Genomic DNA, 22,256 nt, shown 5'->3' with positions numbered 1-22,256 from the left:
GATCAAATAATCACACGTCTTCTCTTCGTGAAATTATTATCAATTTCTAATCCATTACTTTTGCTAAAAAGTAATTTTTCTTCCCTTTCCGTACAACAACGAATTTTCCATCGAAATGTTGTGTTGGATCGACTGCAAAATCTAAATCGGTAACTCGGTCACCGTTAATACTTATAGCTCCTCCGCTCACATCTTCGCGAGCTTGACGTTTTGATGGTTCGATTTCTGTGTCAACTAACCAATCTACGATGTTTTTAGCATCTTTGGTAATTTCAACAGTTGGCACATGTTCTAACCCTTGCTCGATTTCCTCAATCGTTAAATCTTTAATATTGCCTGAGAAAAGAGCTTCTGAAATTTTTTGCGCTTCTTCTAATGCTGCATCATCGTGAACAAATCGTGTCACTTCTTCAGCTAAGCGTCTTTGTGCTTCACGTTTACCTGGTTCTTTTTCAACTTTTTCAGCTAACGCATCGATTTCTTCTTTATCTAAGAAAGTAAAGAATTTCAAGTATTTGATGACATCACGATCATCTTGATTTAACCAGAATTGGTAGAATTCAAATGGTGAGGTTTTCTTAGGATCTAACCAGATAGCGCCACCCGCTGTTTTCCCAAATTTTGTACCATCTGCTTTTAGCATTAAAGGAATGGTTAACCCGAATACTTTGGCTTCTGGTCCTTCTTTTTTACGAATCAAATCTAATCCTGCAGTGATATTGCCCCATTGATCAGCGCCACCAATTTGCAATTGAATATTATGTTTTTTATGCAATGTGTAAAAGTCAATTGATTGAAGAATTTGGTATGTGAATTCTGTAAAGGAAATGCCACTTTCTAAACGACTAGCAACAATGTCTTTTGCCAACATCGTGTTGACATTAAAGTTTTTCCCGTAATCTCTTAAAAAATCTAATAAAGATAGTTCTGATAACCAATCGTAGTTGTTCACCATTGTTACCTCAGCATCTTTACCAAATAATTTTTTCATTTGATTTGAAAGACTGTCCACATTATGTTGCACAGCTTCCATCGTTTGTAAAACACGTTCAGTTGTTCGTCCACTTGGGTCACCAATTGTTCCAGTTCCGCCACCAATTAAAATGTATGGGTGATGACCTGCTAATTGGAATCGTTTCATCATCATAAAAGGAATTAAATGTCCAATATGCATGCTATCTCCAGTTGGATCGACACCGCAATATAGCGAAATGCTCGTATTTTCTGTAAGTTCTCTTAGTCCTTCTTCGTTTGTTTGTTGATTGATTGCATCACGCCATGCTAGCTCGTCAATGATATTCATGTTATCACCCTCCATATTTATAATTATCTCTTTATAGGAAATCGTTCATTTAAAGAAATAAACGATTAACACACTTTTTTTTACACGATATCCCGTGTTTATTTCTATGTATACACGGGTTCACGAAATTTTCTTTGATTTGCCACGTATTCAAAAAAAGAATACAAAAAATCCCTAAGTCGTTGAAACGACTTAGGGACGAATTTCTCGTGGTACCACCCAAATTTATACATAGTTTAATTTATTTAAAATACTATATACCTCTTAACAAATAACGCTGTTACCCGTGCCCTGTAGGCAGAAGCTCAAGAATGTAATTCGATAAATAACGTGTACTAGTTTCCAGCGCCACTAGCTTTCTGTAACAGTGGTTATTTCTCTACTGCTTTTCTGTCATTGCTTTGTATTTAACTTGTACATGTAGCATATTCCTTTTCGTTTTTTTTGTCAACACTCTTTGCTTAATTTTTTTTACTTTTATAAAAGATGTCCCTTTTTCACAAAAAATAAAATAACACAATTAAAATAATATTTATTTATTTTAAAAGCAACTACAGATAAAAAATAACGAATAAAATTAAAAAAATATTCTTTAAAATTTTTTTGACTTTTTTTGTGATTTTCTATACTTTTATAAAATTCCCGAAGAAAAATGACGAACTTCGGATCAGAAGTTCGTCATTTTGTGAAAAACAGTTTTAAAGAATTGGTGAAAATAATCGTGAAATTTGTTGTTTAAAAATCAACCATTTTGACATGTCGCGAACAACTTCTGGAGTCATTGTTGTACATTTTTTTCGATCTTCTAAGAAAATTGCTTCTAATTGATCAATGATTTTTTTATCATATAACACAGCATTTGCTTCAAAGTTTAATTTGTAACTTCGGATATCTTGATTGGCTGAACCAACTGTGCAGACTTCATCATCCATAATCATTGTTTTCGCATGTAAGAAACCACCGTTATAAATTAAAATTTCAATATTTTCTTTCATCAATAAGCGGCCGTAATACTGTGTTGCTCGATAAATAAACGGATGGTCGGGCTTATCTGGAATCATAATTTTAACATCTACTCCTGAAGCCGCAGCAACCTTTAAAGCAGCCAAGACACTATCATCAGGAACTAAATACGGCGTTTGAATCCAGACTCTTTTCTTGGCAGAAGTAATCAATTTAATAAAGGCCAATTTAATTTGTTCACGGTCACTGTTAGGACCACTGGCAATCATCTGAATGGATGTATTTGCCTCTGGCACCAATGCTTCAAGTTTAAAGAAATAATCCAATTGATACGCCACACGATTTTTCTCGGGGGAAGAGACGTTCCAATCCATTAAAAAACGCATTTGCAGTAATGAGGCTGCTGGCCCTTGAATCCGTAAATGTGTATCCCGCCAATAGCCAAACTTTTTAGTCGTTCCGGCATATTGATCGGCAACATTAAAGCCGCCAATGTAGCCTACTTTTCCGTCAATAACAACAATTTTCCGGTGATCATGATAATTCAAACGAAACTTCAAAAGTGCTTTTTGAGAAGTAATAAACGTTTGGACAAAACCACCGTTTTTTTTCAATTCATTCAAATGATGAACCTTGGTGCCCTTTGAGCCAAAGGCATCGTAAAGCAACCGCACTTCAACCCCTTCAGCCGCCTTTTCTTCTAATAAGTTCAAAATTTTGGTGCCGATATGATCCGTTACAAAGGCATAATATTCAATATGAATGGAGTGCTGAGCTTTTTTTATGTCCGCCATCAACGCATTGAATTTTTCCGTACCATCCGTAAAAATTTGAACATCATTTTTCTTAGTCAGAGGCATCCTATTCAACGAGGAAAAAAAGTCTGTAAACTGTTGTTGCTCCTCCGTCGGCATCTTTTGACTATAAAGTTCAAAACTTTCTTCTTGGAAATTCTGAAAATTCTCTAATTCCCGCAAATCACTTTGTTGCAAATAAAATTTCTTTTTGTCGGTTAAACCGCGCCCAAAGAATAAATATAAGAAAAAACCAAAAACGGGTAGAGCAATCAGTACGAGTAGCCATGCCCAAATTGCTGCTACATCTCGAGGTTTTAACAAAATGGTAATTCCCGCAATAATTGCATTAATAAAATAAATAACTGTTAAGACGCTAAGAATCAATTGTCTTCCTCCTTTATTTGTTACGTTTTAGTATACCATCAATTACGGATTTGGAATATCTTTTCTTTAGCTGCTTCTGTCTAAAAAAATAAAAAGAACCCCTCATTCTAGTACCAGTAACTAGAATGAGGGGTTCTTTTTGATGTTTGTTTGAAAGTCCTTTAACTTAATTTCGTGTAAATGGACCTTTAGGAGCAATCAATTCTAAATTTGTACCATCTGGATCGGTAAAGTAAGCGACCCCTGTACCAAAACCGCTCTTCAAGCCATCTTCTTCTTGGAATGTAATCGGCTCTCCATCAGGTTCTACGCCAATCGCTCTTAAACGTGCAACAGCTGCATCAATATCTTCCACTTCGAAACACATATGCATTGCACTAATTTGTTCGTTGGAATAAGAAGCTTTTTCTGATTTTGGTTTAACATATTCTAATAAATCAATATTGATGTTTTCTAGATGCACATTGGCATACTTGATTAATGTATCATCTAACCCTTGTGTTTGGGCCATCCGTTTTCCACCAATTTCATCACGATTTGCGATTTTTGTTCCTGTTAATGCTTCATAAAACTTCACTGATTCATCCAAATTACTGACTGTAATCCCCACGTGGTTGACTACTGAAAAACCTTTAACTGCTTCACTCATTATATCTCCTCCTAGTTAATTTTTAGAAATCAAACGTGTCTGGATCTGGTCCCACACGTAACGATTCATTCAATTGGTTAATTTGTGCCATTTCTTCTGCACTTAGTTCAAAATCAAAGACCGCTGCATTGTTAATCATCCGTTCTTTGTGGACAGATTTCACGGCTAATAAGATATCTTGTTGAATATCCCAACGTAAAATCACTTGCGCTGCTGATTTATTATGGTTCTCAGCAATCGCCAAAATGGTTTCATTCGATAATAATTGACCTTGCATCAACGGTGACCAAGCTTGGACTTTGATATCATGTTTTTCACAGAAATCACGCACTTCTTTTTGATCCAATTTTGGATGTAGTTCCACTTGGTTAATTACCGGAACAACTTTTGCATAAGAAAGTAAATCTTCTAAATGATGAACTTGGAAGTTGCTGACACCAATTGCTTTCACTTTTCCTTCGGCGTATAAAGTTTCTAAAGCTTGCCATGATTCTTTGTAAGAATTATTTCCTGGCCAATGAATTAAATACAAATCTAAATAATCTAAACCTAAACGTTCCAAACTATCATTGAAAGCTTGAATTGTTTCATCATAGGAAATATGCGCGTTCCAAACTTTCGAGGTAACAAATAAGTCCTCACGGTTCAAACCAGTTGCCGCTAAGCCTGCTTTAATTCCCGCTCCTGTACCAGATTCATTGCCATAGATTTGCGCTGTATCGATTAAACGATAACCATTGATAATCCCTCCTTCGACCACTTTTGCTGTCTCTTCGTCTGGTATTTGGAATACCCCGAGACCCATTCCTGGAATTTTAGTGCCGTTGTTTAATGTTACTGTATCTGCTAGTGATGTAATCATTTGATTCGCTCCTTTAACGTTTTCTGATATCATCATATACCGTGCCGTACATGCTGTATAGTACGTACTTTTTCGTTTCATAGGAACCAAAAAGTGCGCTTTTTGGTAAATTCGCTTTTTTAGCCTGAAAAATTTTTAACTTTTTTTATATAACATACTTTTTCTCTCTTCTAAGCGTAGCATTCTTTAACCGATTTAACTAGTGTATCTCTCACGACACACGACATTTTATGTAAAAAAAAAGAGAACGCGTACTCCGTCTTCGAAACGTCCTAAGACGCCGACAGAATACCGTTCTCGTGGGTTTGGCACCCAATGGGGGCATAGGGATTCGAACCCTAGACCCTCTGATTAAGAGTCAGATGCTCTAACCAACTGAGCTATGCCCCCGTTGTATAAAATAGCTTTTCAGCTACCTCAATATTGTAGCACTCCGCTATTATTTATACAAGAGGGAATTTTTTTCAGTTGTTATTCTTGTGAAGATTGTTCTTTTTTTACAGGACAAGCTGTTTGACAATCTTCACAACTTTCCCCTTTTTTGATTCGTCGATAGGTGATGATTCCTGCTGTTCCAAAAATTAAAATGGATAAAATAATTGTTGCCATCCGTTATTACCCTCTTTCTAAAGAAGTGATTGCTTGGACACTTTCTTTGCCTGGCTTTGGTTTTCTTATAAGGAAATAAAAGCCAGCTAAAACAACACCCATCGCTAAAAAAGTCCCCAGAGTTAGTGTGCCTTTTTCGACTAACACATGGCCCAATTGATAAATCACAAAACTAACCATATAAGCCAAACCGCATTGATAACCAATGGCTCCTAATGTCCATTTGAGGTCTCCCATTTCACGACGAATTGCGCCAATTGCAGCAAAACAAGGTGCACATAATAAGTTAAAAGTTAAGAACGAATAGGCCGCGACTGGCGTAAAGGTGTGTTGCAGTGCGCCCCAGACTTCTACCCCGTTTTCAGAAACATCTTTCACATTGCCAAATAAAATGCCTAAGGTACCAATAATATTTTCTTTCGCTATCAATCCTGTAATTGTGGCAACTGCCCCTTGCCAATTACCCCAGCCTAATGGGATAAATAGCACCGCCAACCCTTTACCTAGAAATGCTAGAATACTTTGACTTTCTGGAACGGGTTGAAACGTCACAGAATAATGTGACATGAACCAAATGAGAATACTGGAAACAAAAATAATCGTTCCTGCTTTTTTTACAAATGAGCGACATCGTTCATAGGCATGCCGAACCACACTTCTAAGCTGTGGCAAATGATAGGCGGGAAGTTCCATAATAAATGGTGCTGGATCTCCCGAAAAATGCTTGGTCTTTTTTAAAGCAATCCCTGACAACACAATGGAAGCAACCCCTAAGAAATAAGCAGAGGGCGAGACCCAACTTTGGTTAGGAAAAAATGCACCTGCAATCAGAGCGATAATTGGCAACTTCGCCGAACATGGCATAAAAGTCGTGACCATAATAGTCATTCGCCGATCGCGTTCGTTTTCAATCGTTCGACTAGCCATCACGCCTGGGACCCCACAACCTGTCGCAATTAACATTGGAATAAACGACTTACCAGATAGGCCGAATTTCCGAAACAAGCGATCCATGACAAAGGCAATCCGTGCCATATAGCCACAATCTTCTAAAAAACCTAAACATAAAAACAGGACGGCCAGTTGTGGTAAAAAGCCTAACACAGCCCCAACACCTGCAATGATCCCATCTAAAATTAAACTTTGCATCCATGGCGCTACTTGCCATTGCGCCAACCAATTTCCTACAAATTGAGGAACCCATTCCCCAAAAAAGACATCATTTAACCAGTCTGTCCCCATTGTACCAACCGTTTGAATAGATAAGTAATAGACCAACCACATCACAAACGCAAAGATTGGCAACGCCAACCACCGATTGGTTACCACTCGGTCAATCTTATCACTATGAGTAAATGTCATTTCTGTTTTTTTCGTCGCACACAAAGCAATTAATCGAGCAATAAAGGCATAGCGTTCATTAATGATAATGGCTTCACTTTCATCTTGAAAGATTTTTTCGGTAATTTGTATGACTTCTTCAATTTCTTTTTCTTGAAAAGAACTCAATAATAATTGCTCTTTGGTTCGAACATCTCGTTCAAAAAGTTTTAAACTATACCAACGCTGTTGCGTTTCAGGAACAGTATTTCCTAAAATATCAACAATTTCAGCAAGTGCTGCTTCTAAGCGATTATCATAAGAAGGATAAATAACCTCTGTCTCTATGGCATTCGCTCGCTGCTTACTTTGTTTTAAAGCATGATCCAACCCACGATTCTTCAAAGCACTAATCTCAACGACAGGCACGCCTAAGCCATAACTTAACTTTTCACTATTCAATGTTTGGCCGTTTTTTTCCAACAAATCCATCATATTTAACGCACAAACAACCGGTAATCCAGTTTCAATTAATTGTGTTGTTAAATAAAGATTCCGTTCCAAATTGGTCACATCGAGAATATTCAAAATCACTGAAGGTTGGTCCTCCAAAAGATAATCTCGTGCCACAATTTCTTCAGGCGTATAAGGAGAAAGAGAGTAAATCCCTGGCAAATCTTGAATAATGAGTGTCTTATCTTTCTTTGCCACCCCCTCTTTGCGTTCCACAGTCACCCCTGGCCAGTTTCCAACATATTGGTTGGCTCCTGTTAACATATTGAACGTTGTCGTTTTACCGCTATTAGGGTTGCCGGCTAGTGCAATTTGCTGAGTCATTCGCTTTCCTCCTTTTCAACCAAGATTAGTTCCGCTTCACTTTTTCGTAACGTTAGTTCGTAGCCACGTACATTGATTTCAATTGGATCAGCTAAAGGAGCTACTTTGCGAATAAAAATTACTGTTCCTTTTGTTAAGCCCATGTCCATCAACCGACGTTTCACCGCTCCTTGTCCGTGGATCCCTACTATTGTAGCGCGTTCTCCAACTTTCAAGGTATCCAAGGAGACCCAAACTTTCTCATTCGCCGAGCGCTCCTCCACATGAATCGCTTGTAAAATCGTATCTGTCAGCGCAATTCGACTATTATGTAATAAAACAATACCATTTTGATTCTGATAATTGACAAGGACAACTGCTTGGCCTGCAACGACACCTAAATTGTTCAGATGTTTCTTTGTCTGAACATCTGCTTGGACGCTTTCGACTGTATAGACTTTCCCAACTTCTGCCTGCGCTAACGTAATCATTTACTTTCCTCCATGTGAAAAAGTTTCAAACGAAAATGAGAATCGTTCTCAATTAAAAGAATACGCTTGCTTACACGGAAAGTCAATGAATTTCTGGATGTATCTCCTGTTTTCTTCTATTTTCCTTCTATATAGAGACACTTTTTTCAGGTTACCATTTTTGAAAAAAAGTCAGCTCTTGTTTTTTATGTTACTAGCTACTATAAAATTCCACTCATTCAATAACAAATCCGCTTATTTTTTCTTCTTGTGCCTAACTCAAATGTCAACACAATATTTAGTGTTTTTTCACTAAATGTTCTCTTTCAAAATTTTAATTTTTTTGTTTGTCAAACACTGACCAATGTGTTTTTTCTCCCAAAAACGAGGATTCACGTGTTTTCATTTTTCTTTCAAAAACACAAAAACTAGTATTATGAGAAAAACGCACCACAATATATAGTGTTAAAGTGTTGACTTTTTTCTACATAGATTTATACTAGTCTATGTAGAAAAAAAGAGGAGGAACTTTCAATGAACGTAAAAATCTTTTCAAAAAATAACTGTATCCAATGTAAAATGGCGAAACGTTTCCTAAGTGAAAATAACATCGCTTTTGAAGAAATCAATATCGACGCACAACCAGATGCTATCGACTGGTTAAAAGAACAAGGGTTCCAAAGCGTACCGGTAATCACATCTGAAGCAACAACCGTTGTTGGCTTCCGTCCAGACCAATTAAAACAATTGGCTAGCTAAGATGAAACTTGTTTATTTTTCAGTCACCGGTCAAACAAGGCGCTTTATTAAAAAATTGGATTTGCCTGCTTATGAACTTGAGCCAGCGAATCCTTTTTTTGAAATAAATGAGCCTTTTATTCTTGTCATTCCTACCTATGATGCAGAAATTACAGAGGTAGTGAATGACTTTCTTGATTATAAAAGTAACCAAGAACTGTTAGTTGGTGTAGCTGGTGGGGGCAACCGTAATTTTGCTGAATTATTTGTCTATACCGCCAAAGATATTGCCCGCGATTACCACGTTCCGCTTCTATACTCCTTTGAGTTTAGCGGAACAGACGAAGACGTGGAGACCTTTAAGAAAGTAGTGGAAGAAATTGAGTCTAAAAGAAATTAAAGATGTCAGCTATTTCAAACTGAATAACGAGATTAACCGTCCTGTTGATGGTCAAATCCCTTTAAATAAAGATAAAGAAGCACTCGCAGCCTTCTTTAAAGAAAATGTAGAACCGAATACACGTAAATTCAGCTCTGCTGAAGAAAAAATCAACTTTTTAATGAAAGAAGATTTTATTGAAACTGAATTCATCGAAAAATATTCAATGGACTTTATTGAAAAATTGTATGCTTTCTTAGATGAACAACATTTCCAATTCAAGTCTTTCATGGCGGCTTATAAATTTTATTCTCAATACGCTTTAAAGAACAACGCCGGAACAGAGTATTTAGAAACATATGAAGATCGGGTTGCCTTTAATGCCTTGTATTTTGCGGATGGCGATGAAGAGTTGGCTTTAACATTGGCGGATGAAATGATCCATCAACGGTATCAACCAGCCACACCTTCTTTCTTAAACGCTGGGCGTAAACGTCGAGGTGAATTGGTTTCTTGTTTCTTAGTTCAAGTAACAGATGATATGAACAGCATTGGGCGTTCAATTAATTCTGCCCTTCAATTATCACGAATCGGCGGTGGCGTAGGGATTACTCTTTCCAACTTACGTGAAGCGGGCGCACCAATCAAAGGTTACGATAGCGCAGCAAGTGGTGTTGTCCCTGTTATGAAATTATTTGAAGATAGCTTTAGCTACTCTAACCAACTAGGTCAACGTCAAGGTGCTGGTGTGGTTTATCTAAACGTCTTCCATCCAGATATTGAAATGTTCTTATCTGCTAAAAAAGAAAACGCTGATGAAAAAATCCGTGTAAAAACGTTGTCTCTTGGTGTTATTGTTCCAGATAAATTTTACGAATTAACGCGTAACAACGAAGATATGTATTTATTTAGTCCTTATAGTGTGGAACGTGAATATGGTGTACCTTATTCCTATGTAGATATTACCAAAGAATATGATAACCTAGTGGCCAATCCAAACATACGTAAACGTAAAATTAAAGCCCGTGACTTAGAAAATGAAATTTCTAAATTACAACAAGAATCTGGCTATCCTTATATCATCAATATTGATACTGCTAACAAAAACAATCCGATTGATGGCAAGATTATCATGAGTAACTTATGTTCTGAAATTCTTCAAGTTCAAACGCCTTCTGTTATTAATGGGAAACAAGAATATGAAGTTTTAGGAACAGATATTAGTTGTAACTTAGGTTCAACTAACATTGTTAATTTAATGGAAAGTCCTGACTTTGGAAAATCTGTCCGCGCTATGACGCGTGCGTTAACTTTTGTAACAGATGCTTCTGAAATTGATGTCGTGCCAACTATCCAAAATGGAAATCGTTTAAGCCATACAATCGGACTAGGCGCAATGGGCTTACACACCTTCTTCGCTAAAAATCATATGGAATACGGCTCTGAAGAATCATTAGACTTTACAGACATTTATTTCATGTTATTAAATTACTGGACTTTAATGGAAAGTAACCAAATTGCGAAAGAACGTAACCAAGTCTTCCATAATTTTGAAAAATCAGATTATGCTTCTGGTGCTTACTTCGATAAATATATTGAAGGCAATTTTACACCAAAATTTGATAAAGTGAAAGAAATCTTCAAAGACATTCAGATTCCAACAGCTGAAGATTGGGCTGCGTTACGCGATGCTGTGAAAAAAGATGGTCTTTATCATCAAAATCGTTTAGCCGTAGCGCCAAATGGTTCAATTTCATATATTAATGATACTAGTGCCAGCATTCATCCAATTACTCGCATGATTGAAGAACGTCAAGAGAAGAAAATTGGTAAGATTTACTATCCAGCGCCTTATTTAGCGAATGATACAATCCCTTACTATACTTCTGCTTACGACATGGATATGCGCAAAGTGATTGATGTCTACGCAACAGCGCAACAACACGTTGATCAAGGAATGAGTTTAACCTTGTTTATGCGTTCAGAAATCCCTGAAGGCTTGTATGAATGGAAAGAAACACCAAAACAAACAACCCGTGACTTGAACATTTTACGTCATTATGCGTTCAACAAAGGGATTAAATCAATTTACTATATTCGTACATTTACAGATGATGCTGAAGAAATTGGCAGCAATCAATGTGAGTCTTGCGTGATTTAATGAAAAGCACTTAAATAAGGCGTTCTGCTTGAGCGTCTTATTTTTTAGGAATGTTCTCTTTTTAAACAGGACATTTTCAGATATACTGGACAAAGAAGAACGGCTGCACACTCCTATTTGGACTCTGTAGAACGTTTTAAGCGAAGAAACGAGACAACTAGTCAAACAGACTGCTGTCCCAGCATACAGGAGGAATAACCATGGCAACGTATTATGAAGCAATTAACTGGAACGCCATTGAAGACGTCATTGATAAATCCACTTGGGAAAAATTAACCGAACAATTTTGGTTAGATACACGGATTCCGTTATCCAATGACTTAGATGATTGGCGGACTCTTTCCGATTTAGAAAAAACTACTGTCGGCTACGTTTTCGGCGGTTTAACTTTATTAGATACTGTTCAATCAGAAAGCGGCATGGATCAACTGAGAAATGATGTGCGGACGCCCCATGAAGAAGCCGTCTTAAATAACATCCAATTCATGGAATCTGTCCATGCCAAAAGTTATTCTTCTATCTTCAGTACATTAAATACAAAAAAAGAGATTGATGATATTTTTGAGTGGACAAATACCAACAAACATCTGCAATATAAAGCAGAACGGATTAACGAAATTTATAAAAACGGTACTCCGTTAGAGAAAAAAATTGCTAGTGTATTTTTAGAAACGTTTTTATTCTATTCTGGGTTCTACACTCCCCTTTACTATTTAGGAAACAATAAACTAGCGAACGTCGCTGAAATTATTAAATTGATTATCCGTGATGAATCAGTGCACGGCACGTATATTGGCTATAAATTCCAATTAGGATTTAATGAATTACCAGAAGATGAGCAAGATAAACTAAAAGACTGGATGTATAATTTACTTTACGAATTGTACGAAAATGAAGAACGTTATACAGAAGAATTATATGATGACTTAGGTTGGACCGAAGAAGTAAAAACCTTTTTACGTTACAACGCCAACAAAGCTTTAATGAACTTAGGTATGGATCCCTTATTTGCGGATACAGCCAATGATGTGAACCCGATTGTAATGAATGGTATTTCGACAGGAACTAGCAACCATGACTTCTTCTCTCAAGTAGGAAATGGCTATTTACTAGGAACAGTTGAAGCCATGAAAGATGATGACTATCTTTACGGTTTAGATAAATAGCAAAAAGCTAGAAACGATCAACGTTTCTAGCTTTTTATTTTACCAACTTCCTGAGGCGCCGCCACCGCCGAATGAGCCGCCACCGAACCAAGAACTAATCCAACCAAACATACTTTTCACCTCCCTAAGTAAAATATATATATAAATTAGAGTATGAAACCATTTTATTATGTACCCTACTCTAACTTATAAGTAATTTCTTTTCTCATTGCCCCTGATAAACAGGATAACAATTAGCTTATGCAAAATGGCTTACTTTTTTCTTTTAAAAGCAACCTGGATAATTTTGGAGAAAATAAAGCTAAAAATTATGATGCAGGCTAAAATAACAAAAGAACCGATAGTATTTTCCAAAACATTCTTAAATACGGGAATTTTTATTAACCCTAGATACCCAATAAGAGATAAAATAATGCCCACCAAATAAAATTGGAGTATTTCTCGGCTAGATTTTTCTTCTCCTTTTTCAAATCTGGTAGAAGCAAAATCTCCCACTTGAAATGGAAGGGGTGAACCATTTTGCGAAGGATCTACTTTTGTATTCATTTTATCAAAAGAAGAATTAGAGATATTCATTTTCTCATTAGCTTTTTCTTGATTATTTTTCATCCTACATCCCTCTCTATTTTCATTATCCCTATAAAACCAAACGCTAAAAGCATCCATTTCATGAGATATTTTTTAATTTCTACACATTAATCAATCGTAATTTTGTTACATTATTTGAAACAGATAGATCTTCGATAACATCGGCATACGTTAGGCCTTTAGGCAAATCAATAGTATAGATATTCGTATAGATTTTTGTATCATCCACCCAAGAAACATTGAAGTTCACATCATAAATTTCAATATGTTTTTCTTCAAAATACTGATTAATAAATTCTTTGGTTTCTTGTTTATGTTGATAGCGAATTTCTAATTTTTTGATTGTTGGTACGTGAATAATTCGTTTGACAATGGTTAAGGCAAATAATACACCGATAAAACTTGTTAAGGCAATCGTATAGTAGCCCATGCCCACCGCAATCCCTAAACCAGCAACGGTCCATAGCGACGCGGCTGTCGTCAATCCGGTGACACTTTGTTTCGTTACAATGATGGTTCCAGCACCTAAAAAGCCGATTCCACTTACAACTTGTGCGATCAATCTTGCTTGATCTGAACGAATGACCCCCGTCAAAGCCGGATTAGCTAACGCATCTTTCAATGCATTGATTGCAATTTGCGACTGAATTAACGCAATAATAGCCGCGCCCATACAAACTAAAATGTGAGTGCGCATCCCTGCTGGGCGATTCTTATATTGTCTTTCAAAACCAATTGCGCCACCCATCACCATCGCTAGGACTAACCGTAAAATAATTTCTGGAATTGTTAGCTGTAACATCCTTTTCACCTCTTCTTCTATTACTTCCAGTATAACAAAAAAAGAACTTGAAACATAAGGAAATCCTTATGTTTCAAGTTCTTTTTAATCAACGATTATAATTTACTTGCAGCTGCATCATCAATGATTACAACAACATCTTGATGGTTTTGTAATGCACTTGCTGGCATGTCTGTTGTTACTGGTCCGTCAATCATTCCTTTAATGGCCTCTGCTTTTGCTTCGCCATAAGCCATTAAAATCATTTTTTTACCTTTCATGATTGAGCCAATCCCCATAGAAACAGCACGTGTTGGGACATCTTCTACTTTGTCAAAATAACGTTTGTTTGCGTTGATTGTTGATTCAGTCAACTCAACGACATGTGTTAAGCTATCTAGAGGTGTGCCTGGTTCGTTGAAACCAATGTGTCCATTTTGACCAATACCTAAGATTTGGATATCTACTGGATGTGCATCGATAATTTTTTCATATTCTGCGGAAGCAGCATCTAAATCTTCTGCTTTACCATTTGGTACAAATGTTTCTTTAAATGGTTTTTTGTCAAATAAGTGTTTGTTCATGAAATAACGGTAACTTTGCTCATCTTCGCCACCTAAACCAACATATTCATCTAAGTTTACAGAAGTCATTTCTGTAAAGTCGACATCACTTGCTGTCATTTCTTTATATAATGTTTCTGGTGTACTACCTGTTGCTAAGCCTAAAACTTTCGCACCATTGTTCATACCTTCTTTAATTAATTCAAACGCTTTTTTGCCGCCTTCTTCTGCATTTGCTACACGGATAATTTGCATTTTGACACGCTCCTTACGGTTTATTTTGGTATAGTCCAATTATAACACCTTCTGAAAAAAATTTCTAGAATAAAAGAAAAAAACTTCTATTTCCATCAGAAATAGAAGTTTTCGAGCTTGTTTAACAGATTAATATTGTGGTGCGTTGGGATCCACATACGTATTTGGATCAGCATAAGCGTTTGGATCTGTGTACGTATTTGGGTCAACGTACGTATTCGGATCATAGGCTCCTTCTGCTGCTTGTTGCGTATTGCCGTTGTATTCTGTTTGACCGGCTGTGGTGTCCGCTGTGCTACTCGAACTAGTAGAGCTATTGGCACTTGAATCACCAGATTCACCAATCAGTGCAGTATCTGTAACAGCATAGCTAAACTGATTATAAAAAGCTAAATCTTTTTCACGTTCAGAAGCATGTTCTTTTAAACCAAGTTGTTTTCTAAGTGTTGTTTGTGTTTTGTATAAACTATTTGGATCTAGGACTTGATAATAAATATCATCAATAGTTGCACTGTATCCTTGTAATTGTTCAGAGTCAATTGTTTTAAAGGCAGACAAATATTTTGATTGGATGTCCATCATGTCATCCCAAGTTAAGTCTGTTTTTACGTTGGCTTCAACAGCATCAAGAATTTTTCGATATTTTGAAACACCATCAAAACTCATGACTTTGCGCACGATTTTCTCAACAACTTCTCGTTGGCGGCGTTGACGACCCACATCTCCTTCAGGATCTTCGTGACGCATCCGCGCATAAGCCAAACCTGTCGTGCCATCTAACTTGATTTTACCTGCTGGAACAGTAATACCGTCCAACGTAAATTCACCAATCGTATTATCTACTTCAATACCGCCTACCGCATCAATCAGGTCTTTTAACCCTTTCATATTGATGGATACATAGTGATGGATGGGAATATCCAGTAATTCTTGGACTGTATTAATCGCCATTTCGGCGCCACCAAATGCATAGGCATGGTTCAATTTGTCTTGTGTGTCATTTCCAACAATATCTGTTAGAATATCTCTATCCAAACTGATCATTGTGGACTTGTTTTCTTTCGGGTTGATGGTTACAACCATTGTAGTATCTGAACGACCTTGTTCTGTTCGACCTAAATCGCCTGTGTCAATCCCCATTAAAAGAACAGAGAATGGTTCTTGCGCATCAATATTGGCCGTGGCTCCTTTATTGGACTTACGGTTAACTGATTGATAGATCCCATTAATTGTTGAATTGGCATCTAAATACATCTTAATCCCGTAAGCACATACCCCAGCTACTGCCACTAGCAAGACGCTCAAGAAGCCCAGTACTACTTTTTTCCATAGTTTCATAAGACACTTCCTCGTTTATCTAAGAATAATTCTTAATTCATGCCCTTTATTTTCTCATAGTTTGCTTATTCAAGCAATATTTTTTATTTTTTGGAACAAGAACTTAACACAATTGTAAAATAAAAGAGCGCTTTATCAAGGAACAATTGTTATTTTTGAGAAAGTGTTTGCAGAAATTCTTGATAATATTTTTGTTCATTCGTTTCAGTAATAGTTATTTTCTCAAATGCACCATTTAGTAAATCAGTCAGTGATCCTTCAATCAAATGCGTAATCGTGGCATTCCCAATTAATTCCATCCAATAACTGCCATCTGACGTTTCGTGGACGACTGTTTTCACCATACCTCCAGCATTTTTGACGGTTATTTCTTCATAAAAAACACCATCTTTCAATAACGTATAAAGTAAACTACTTGCGCACATAGCTGTCCCACAAGCACTTGTAAAACCTACACCACGTTCATACGTTCGAACAAATAGTTGATTTTTGCCAAGAATTTCAACAAAACTCACATTTATCCCTTCTGGAAAATATGGATTTTCATTATTTACATAGGTAGCGATTCGTTCAAATTCTGGACCATTTAAGGTTTCGTGATCCACAAATGCTACAAGGTGCGGATTAGGCACTGCTACCGCTGTAAAGCGAATGGTGTTAGATAAGGCTGGTACGATTTCATCAATTAATGTTTGGACCCCTAAATGCATTGGGATAGTCACTGCTTCAAAACTTACTGGCGAAATTTCCACTTGGTAAGTCGCTACTTCTTCAGCTAAATTGGGGGCTTGACGTACTTTCAAATCTGCAAACATTGTTTCAACTGTAAATGATTTTTCTTGGTTTTTTTCAGCTAAATAACGGGCAACCGTACGCAAGCCGTTCCCGCACATGCTTGCTTCACTACCATCGCTGTTAATCACTCGCATTCTAGCATTGGACGTGCCGTGAGTCCCTTCTCCTACCAAAAGTAACCCATCTGCTCCCGCCAATAATCCTGTTTCCCGCGAACATAACTGGATGCGCAATTGCTCAATTTCCTCAGCGGTTAAAGAACGCTCAAACTGTGTTTCATCCAATAAAAAGAAATCATTTTCTGACCCGTGTACTTTTTGCATCATAACATTCATTTTTTTAGCTCCTTCTTTATGTATCCGTTATCTTTCCCTACTTACTTTAGTATGCCATAAACGAACAACTATTTCGACCCTGGATTTGTAAAAGGAAAGAGTCAAATGACAGCCGTCATTTGACTCTTTCCTTCACAATTGGCAAACTTATTTTGCTGCAGCAAAAAGTTCGTTTACTTTATCCCAGTTAACAACGTTCCAGAATGCTTCAATGTAATCTGGACGAACGTTTTTATATTTTAAGTAATACGCATGTTCCCAAACGTCAAGACCTAAAACAGGTGTTTGGCCATCCATTAATGGTGAATCTTGGTTTGGTGTTGAAGTGATTTCTAATTTACCGTTATTCACAACTAACCAAGCCCAACCTGAACCAAAGCGGCCAGTTGCAGCTGTTTTGAAAGCAGCTTTCATTTCATCAAAGCTACCAAATGTTTCATCGATTGCTTCTTTAATAGCGCCAGTTGGTTGTCCACCAGCATTTGGTGCCATAATTTCCCAGAAGAATGTATGGTTTGCGTGGCCGCCACCATTGTTACGAACGGCTGTGCGGATATCTTCAGGAATAGCATTCATATCTGAAATTAGGTCTTCTACAGATTTTTCGCCTAATTCTGGATGTTTTTCAATCGCTGCGTTTAAGTTAGTCACATAAGTGTTGTGGTGTTTATCATGGTGTAAGTGCATTGTTTCCACGTCAATGTAAGGTTCTAATGCATCATAAGCATATGGTAATTCTGGTAATGTGTAAGTCATTTTTTAAATCCCCCTATTTTTTAGTATGTAACATACGTCTTTCATACAACTATTATGATAACAGAGTGAACCGCTTTCTACAAAATAGTTTGCTTGCCAAAAGAAAAGTTTTACAAAAGAGGGAGATTACCTTGTGTTTCCCTCATAAATTCGCTAGAATGACCTGTAGAAGAACGATGTGAGGAGTAAATAAATGAATACATTGCAATTATTTAAGCAGGCCTTTTTTTCAGTTTCAGAATTACGGCATGCGAAAAAAATGGCGTTTTGGAAAGTAATTCTCTATGCTGTTTTTTTAAGTGCTATTTTAGCACTACCTATTACCAAACAAGTCTTTTCTGTGCTACAAGAGGTGCAACAAGATGGCCAAAAAATTGCAGAAAAGTTGTCTGACTTTTCTATTGAAAATGGCACGTTGCAAACAAAGGCCAAAGAATCTGGTTTTATTTATCAAACCGACTCGATTATTTTTACGTTTGATCCAGATGGAAAACGTACAGCCGCTGATGTCCAAAAGGATTTAATTGGTAATGCGTTTGGTTTGGCTTTTTTACAAGATGAATTTGTAGTCGCCTTACCAAATTCAGGCGCAACTGAATCAATTCTAGGCACCGACCAATTTATCTTCCCTTATAGTAAAGGAACCTTAGATGGCGTTAACGCTCAGAGTATCAAGACTGCGCTAAGCGAAGCAGCAATCCCTTGGTGGACAAAACTCATTGTCTTTTTAGTGGCTATCTACCCTGTTCTAATCGGTTTAGTTTTAGACTTACTGATTGCCGCTATCGGTGCATCTCTCTATTCAAAATTACGTTTTTATTCTTTACGTTTGATTGATTGTTTAAAAATTATTACGTATTGTGCTACCGTGCCGGTCATCTTAAGTGCTATTTTAAACTTCGTAAATCCGATGTTTAACGATGGCATCCTAGTTATTTTACTGAGTCTATTCTTTTTCTTTGTCACAACCAAAAACGAACCACGGAATATCCCTGGTTCTTAAAAAAGGTGTTGTCTTTGAGACAACACCTTTTTGCTATTCTTCAAATTCTTCATCTGTTAATTCAGGTAAGTCAATCGTGGTCACCGCAGATTGGCCAATTTGCGTTAAATATGCAGCTAATTCATCCACATTTTCCACAGGTGAGACGGCTGCTTCAATTGCCATTGCTAAATTAAGTCCAGCGACTACTCGCAATTGCGGATAAGTGCCCATGGCTATCATAGCCACATTACAAGGTGTTCCTCCTTTTAAATCAGCTAATACAAGCGTCGGGACATTGCCAGCTTCTTTTAAGATTGCTGCCAGTTTTGCTTGCGTGCCGCTCAAGCCATCTTCTGCGGTCATTGACACAATCGCAGCATCTGCTAATTCCCCGACAATCATTTGAGTAGAAGCTAAGGTTTCTTCTGCCATCCGTCCATGGCTCATTAAAATTAATTTTGGTTTCATCATATCCTCCTAAAAATACTGCTGATAAATTTTTGTTCGTGCTTTCAGAAAGCCACGTTCTTCACGAGTGGGATGAATCCGATTCGTCAACAAAATTAGGGCTTCTTTGGTCTCTTTTTTCATACCAATCGCCGTTCCAGTAAAGCCAGTATGATACAAATAGTCTGCCCCTGCTTGCGTCTTTTTCACTTCCCAACCAAATGTACGTCCCCCTTGGTTCATAGACCAGAGAGCAGTGAACATTTTTTCAGAAAATAATGGTTTGCCAGACGGGTAGCGATTGTTCATAAAACATTGAACAAAAGTGAGTAAATCTGGTAAAGTTGCAAATAAACCTGCACTGCCGATTGGCGCTTTCAGCTGATAGGCTTTCGAATCGTGGACCACTCCCTGAATAACGCCGCGTTGTTTTGTAATCTCTGTGGGCACTGCCTGGGCAAAATCGCTGACCGTAAAACTTGTATGTTGTAGGTTCATTGGTTGAAATACGTATGTTTGAAAGCTCTCTTCTAATGAGCAGCGATCCAATACTTGAATAATTTCTCCCAATAAGTAATACCCTAAATCAGAATAAGTGGTTTTCCCTCGTTCAGATAACGAATGCGTTAAAATGATTTCTTGCAAGCTTTTTTTTGTGACATTTTTCTTATCGACAACATCAGCTGGCAGTCCGCTCTGATGCAGTAGAAGCTCCCCAATCGAACAAGATAGTCCTTGATAAGCAGGTAGGATTTCCCCCACAGTGGTTGAAAAAGTAAGCTGATTTGTATCGATTAATTGTAACATTCGATTTGTTGTCCCAATAACTTTCGTTAAGGACGCTAAATCATACAGGCTAGCTGATGAAATCTTTTGTCTTGCAAATGGACCAGTATTACCTAAAAAGCCCGTATACTGTTCTGATAAGCTATCTTCTGTGATCGTCCCCCAAGCGACACCCGGAACGACTTGCTGATTAATCAGTCTCTGAATTGTTTCTTGAATTGCGATTTGATTCATTGTTCACCACTTCTATGCTAAAACTTCTGAAATCCGTCCGTCATGTTCTGCTAATAGTTGTTTGGCTTTTTGAAAATCAACGTGGGCTTTCGCCATTACAATGGCTGGTGCCACTTCTAGCTGTGATGCCTCCAAGTATTCTTTGGCTTGCGATTCCTCGATTTCTGCTGCTTCTTTAATGATATTCGTGGCACGTTGCATTAATTTTTCGTTCGTTGGTTGTACATTGACCATCAAATTTTGATAGATATTCCCTACTTTAACCATAATTCCTGTTGAAAACATATTTAACACCATTTTCTGTGCTGAACCCGCTTTCATTCTAGTTGACCCTGTAATGACTTCCGGTCCTACAATTGGCGCAATCCCAATTTCCGCCAATTGATTCATCGGACTTTGATTATTACAGGTAACTGAAATGGTTAGAGCGCCCACTTTTTTTCCGTATTCAATTGCGGAAACAGCATATGGTGTCCGACCACTAGCAGCAATCGCAATTACGACATCTCGGGCAGTCAATTGATGTTGCGTTAAATCTTCGATAGCTAATTCTTTCGAGTCTTCAGCGCCTTCAATTGCTTGATACATTGCTTTTTCACCACCAGCTAAAATACCAAATGCGCGTTCTGGCGACACACTATATGTGGGCGTTAATTCAATCGCATCCAAAGCACCTAAACGTCCAGACGTTCCTGCACCACAATAGATTAAACGGCCCCCTTTTTTAAATCGTTCTGCCGCTGCATCAATTGCTGTAGCAATCTGCGGAAGCACCTTTTCAATTGCTTGTGCTACCTTTTGGTCTTCTTGATTTATTAAAGTTACCATTTCTAATGTTGACACTTGGTCAATCTTTTTAGTCGCTTCATTTCTGGCTTCTGTCGTTAATCCTTCTAAGTTCATTTGCTTGCACACCCCTACTTCTCTTTTAGACGGCTGACAAGTTGACTCGTTTCAATCATATTGCGTTCAATTTCTGTGTCTAAATCATCTTGAATTGAACCTAAATACAGAACATCGCCAATTGCCATTGACGAAGCAATCGATGAAATAGCCCCAACTCGAATGAGGTGCTCATTATTGGGGACTAAAAGAACTTCATCGCTCAATGATCGCACGTTTTCTCCATCGTTACTGGTAATAAAAATAACCGTTGCACCTCTATTTTTGGCAATTTCACAGGCGATTAAGGCTTCTTTTGTCAAACCACTATAGGAGACCGTGATCAAAATGTCTTGTGCCGTTGCATAATTTAAAAACTCCAACATCATGTGACTATCATAATTAAAAATTGCTTGGCGACCAGCGCGGTTAAACTTGTGATAAAGATTATAAGTCGTTAAAGAAGAGGCACCAATTCCAACCAAATGAATTTTTTCCGCTTTTTTAACATGCGCGATTGCTCGTTCCAAGGCTTGTTTATCCACTGTATAAAATAAATCCTCAATCGTAGCATTTAATAAAGATTCTACTTTCATACAAATAGTATCCACCGAATCATCTGCCGCTACAATTGGATCAATATCTTTTTTACCGTTACTGGCAGCTTGTACCGCTGCAATGGATAGTTTTAACTCTTCCCAGCTGTCAAACCCTAATTGTTTAGAAAAACGGGTAACTGATGCTGGAGAAGTTTCGCTATTGCTAGCAATTTCGTTTGCTGTTAATGAGAGAAGACGGGTCGGATCCTTCAGTATATAGTCTGCGATTCTCTTATTTACTTTGGAAAAGTCCTTATATTTTTGTCTGATTGAACGGATTGGCTCCATCTTCTCA

At 37.5% G+C, this 22,256-nt stretch carries 22 protein-coding genes, 1 tRNA gene and 1 other annotated feature; of the genes, 5 read left to right on the top strand and 18 right to left on the bottom strand.

Annotated elements, in window-relative coordinates:
• Nucleotides 1-46 precede the first annotated feature (46 nt).
• From tyrS to IGJ04_RS10675, 8 genes are all read right to left on the bottom strand, one after another.
• Nucleotides 47-1,303, bottom strand: coding sequence for a tyrosine--tRNA ligase (gene tyrS / locus IGJ04_RS10710; protein ID WP_002355444.1), 1,257 nt, complete (start codon nucleotides 1,301-1,303; stop codon nucleotides 47-49).
• 191 nt (nucleotides 1,304-1,494) lie between these two features.
• Nucleotides 1,495-1,709, bottom strand: a binding site (T-box leader).
• A 292-nt stretch (nucleotides 1,710-2,001) separates the two neighbouring features.
• Nucleotides 2,002-3,447 (bottom strand): cardiolipin synthase, encoded by a 1,446-nt coding sequence (gene cls, locus IGJ04_RS10705; protein ID WP_002355443.1) that lies wholly within the window; start codon nucleotides 3,445-3,447, stop codon nucleotides 2,002-2,004.
• A 166-nt stretch (nucleotides 3,448-3,613) separates the two neighbouring features.
• Complete coding sequence (locus IGJ04_RS10700; RefSeq protein ID WP_002355441.1) at nucleotides 3,614-4,096, bottom strand: VOC family protein; 483 nt, start codon at nucleotides 4,094-4,096, stop codon at nucleotides 3,614-3,616.
• A gap of 22 nt (nucleotides 4,097-4,118) precedes the next feature.
• Nucleotides 4,119-4,994: an aldo/keto reductase gene (locus IGJ04_RS10695; protein WP_438840355.1), complete on the bottom strand. Its 876-nt coding sequence runs from the start codon at nucleotides 4,992-4,994 to the stop codon at nucleotides 4,119-4,121.
• Nucleotides 4,995-5,274: 280 nt separating this feature from the next.
• Nucleotides 5,275-5,348 (bottom strand) — tRNA-Lys (locus IGJ04_RS10690).
• A gap of 81 nt (nucleotides 5,349-5,429) precedes the next feature.
• Nucleotides 5,430-5,567 (bottom strand): hypothetical protein, encoded by a 138-nt coding sequence (locus IGJ04_RS10685; RefSeq protein ID WP_002355364.1) that lies wholly within the window; start codon nucleotides 5,565-5,567, stop codon nucleotides 5,430-5,432.
• A gap of 6 nt (nucleotides 5,568-5,573) precedes the next feature.
• On the bottom strand, nucleotides 5,574-7,724 hold the full coding sequence (gene feoB, locus IGJ04_RS10680) for a ferrous iron transport protein B (protein ID WP_002355363.1): 2,151 nt from the start codon (nucleotides 7,722-7,724) through the stop codon (nucleotides 5,574-5,576).
• The gene (locus IGJ04_RS10675) at nucleotides 7,721-8,194 is read right to left on the bottom strand and encodes a ferrous iron transport protein A (RefSeq protein ID WP_002355361.1); all 474 of its coding nucleotides are present in this window, start codon (nucleotides 8,192-8,194) and stop codon (nucleotides 7,721-7,723) included. The genes feoB and IGJ04_RS10675 overlap by 4 nt, the downstream gene beginning before the upstream one ends.
• 513 nt (nucleotides 8,195-8,707) lie before the next feature.
• On the opposite strand from IGJ04_RS10675, the gene IGJ04_RS10670 reads away from it, so the two are divergent.
• The 4 genes from IGJ04_RS10670 to nrdF all read left to right on the top strand — a co-directional run bounded on the left by IGJ04_RS10670 (nucleotide 8,708) and on the right by nrdF (nucleotide 12,617).
• On the top strand, nucleotides 8,708-8,932 hold the full coding sequence (locus tag IGJ04_RS10670) for a redoxin NrdH (RefSeq protein WP_002355360.1): 225 nt from the start codon (nucleotides 8,708-8,710) through the stop codon (nucleotides 8,930-8,932).
• Between the two features lies 1 nt (nucleotide 8,933).
• Nucleotides 8,934-9,311 carry a class Ib ribonucleoside-diphosphate reductase assembly flavoprotein NrdI gene (gene nrdI, locus IGJ04_RS10665; RefSeq protein ID WP_002355359.1) on the top strand — a complete coding sequence of 126 codons (378 nt, stop codon included), beginning with the start codon at nucleotides 8,934-8,936 and terminating at the stop codon, nucleotides 9,309-9,311.
• Nucleotides 9,292-11,451, top strand: a complete 2,160-nt coding sequence (gene nrdE, locus IGJ04_RS10660; protein WP_438840200.1) for a class 1b ribonucleoside-diphosphate reductase subunit alpha — start codon at nucleotides 9,292-9,294, stop codon at nucleotides 11,449-11,451. The genes nrdI and nrdE overlap by 20 nt, the downstream gene beginning before the upstream one ends.
• A 200-nt stretch (nucleotides 11,452-11,651) precedes the next feature.
• Nucleotides 11,652-12,617, top strand: a complete 966-nt coding sequence (gene nrdF / locus IGJ04_RS10655) for a class 1b ribonucleoside-diphosphate reductase subunit beta (RefSeq protein WP_002355357.1) — start codon at nucleotides 11,652-11,654, stop codon at nucleotides 12,615-12,617.
• 252 nt (nucleotides 12,618-12,869) lie between these two features.
• Here the strand turns inward: nrdF and IGJ04_RS10650 are convergent, their stop codons facing one another.
• From IGJ04_RS10650 to IGJ04_RS10625, 6 genes are all read right to left on the bottom strand, one after another.
• Nucleotides 12,870-13,226 (bottom strand): hypothetical protein, encoded by a 357-nt coding sequence (locus IGJ04_RS10650; RefSeq protein WP_002375865.1) that lies wholly within the window; start codon nucleotides 13,224-13,226, stop codon nucleotides 12,870-12,872.
• 79 nt (nucleotides 13,227-13,305) lie between these two features.
• On the bottom strand, nucleotides 13,306-14,007 hold the full coding sequence (locus IGJ04_RS10645) for an MgtC/SapB family protein (protein ID WP_002355354.1): 702 nt from the start codon (nucleotides 14,005-14,007) through the stop codon (nucleotides 13,306-13,308).
• A gap of 95 nt (nucleotides 14,008-14,102) precedes the next feature.
• On the bottom strand, nucleotides 14,103-14,804 hold the full coding sequence (gene nagB / locus IGJ04_RS10640) for a glucosamine-6-phosphate deaminase (protein WP_002355352.1): 702 nt from the start codon (nucleotides 14,802-14,804) through the stop codon (nucleotides 14,103-14,105).
• A 129-nt stretch (nucleotides 14,805-14,933) separates the two neighbouring features.
• The gene (locus IGJ04_RS10635; protein WP_438840199.1) at nucleotides 14,934-16,142 is read right to left on the bottom strand and encodes an LCP family glycopolymer transferase; all 1,209 of its coding nucleotides are present in this window, start codon (nucleotides 16,140-16,142) and stop codon (nucleotides 14,934-14,936) included.
• A gap of 149 nt (nucleotides 16,143-16,291) precedes the next feature.
• Nucleotides 16,292-17,272 (bottom strand): diaminopimelate epimerase, encoded by a 981-nt coding sequence (gene dapF, locus IGJ04_RS10630; protein WP_086317624.1) that lies wholly within the window; start codon nucleotides 17,270-17,272, stop codon nucleotides 16,292-16,294.
• A 147-nt stretch (nucleotides 17,273-17,419) separates the two neighbouring features.
• Entirely contained in the window at nucleotides 17,420-18,028 is a 609-nt protein-coding gene (locus IGJ04_RS10625) for a superoxide dismutase (RefSeq protein WP_002361201.1), read from the bottom strand.
• A gap of 193 nt (nucleotides 18,029-18,221) precedes the next feature.
• Here IGJ04_RS10625 and IGJ04_RS10620 point away from each other — a divergent pair, with 193 nt between their 5' ends.
• Entirely contained in the window at nucleotides 18,222-19,031 is an 810-nt protein-coding gene (locus IGJ04_RS10620; RefSeq protein WP_438840198.1) for a DUF1189 domain-containing protein, read from the top strand.
• A 33-nt stretch (nucleotides 19,032-19,064) separates the two neighbouring features.
• Here IGJ04_RS10620 and IGJ04_RS10615 read toward each other — a convergent pair whose 3' ends face one another.
• From IGJ04_RS10615 to IGJ04_RS10600, 4 genes are read right to left on the bottom strand one after another with little or no spacing between them, the layout of a single operon-like run.
• A complete protein-coding gene (locus tag IGJ04_RS10615; protein ID WP_010707846.1) occupies nucleotides 19,065-19,481 on the bottom strand; it encodes a PTS sugar transporter subunit IIA in 417 nt (138 codons plus the stop codon).
• 9 nt (nucleotides 19,482-19,490) lie between these two features.
• Nucleotides 19,491-20,480, bottom strand: coding sequence for a serine hydrolase domain-containing protein (locus IGJ04_RS10610; protein ID WP_438840197.1), 990 nt, complete (start codon nucleotides 20,478-20,480; stop codon nucleotides 19,491-19,493).
• A gap of 12 nt (nucleotides 20,481-20,492) precedes the next feature.
• Nucleotides 20,493-21,383, bottom strand: a complete 891-nt coding sequence (gene murQ, locus IGJ04_RS10605; protein ID WP_438840196.1) for an N-acetylmuramic acid 6-phosphate etherase — start codon at nucleotides 21,381-21,383, stop codon at nucleotides 20,493-20,495.
• A 14-nt stretch (nucleotides 21,384-21,397) separates the two neighbouring features.
• Entirely contained in the window at nucleotides 21,398-22,249 is an 852-nt protein-coding gene (locus tag IGJ04_RS10600) for a MurR/RpiR family transcriptional regulator (protein WP_002355339.1), read from the bottom strand.
• Nucleotides 22,250-22,256: the final 7 nt, after the last annotated feature.

Origin of the sequence: Enterococcus sp. AZ050 (assembly GCF_051715085.1) — a bacterium.
Classification (GTDB): domain Bacteria; phylum Bacillota; class Bacilli; order Lactobacillales; family Enterococcaceae; genus Enterococcus; species Enterococcus faecalis.
The sequence above is the reverse complement of the archived record's forward strand: the minus strand, read 5'-3'. Positions and strand labels throughout refer to the sequence as shown.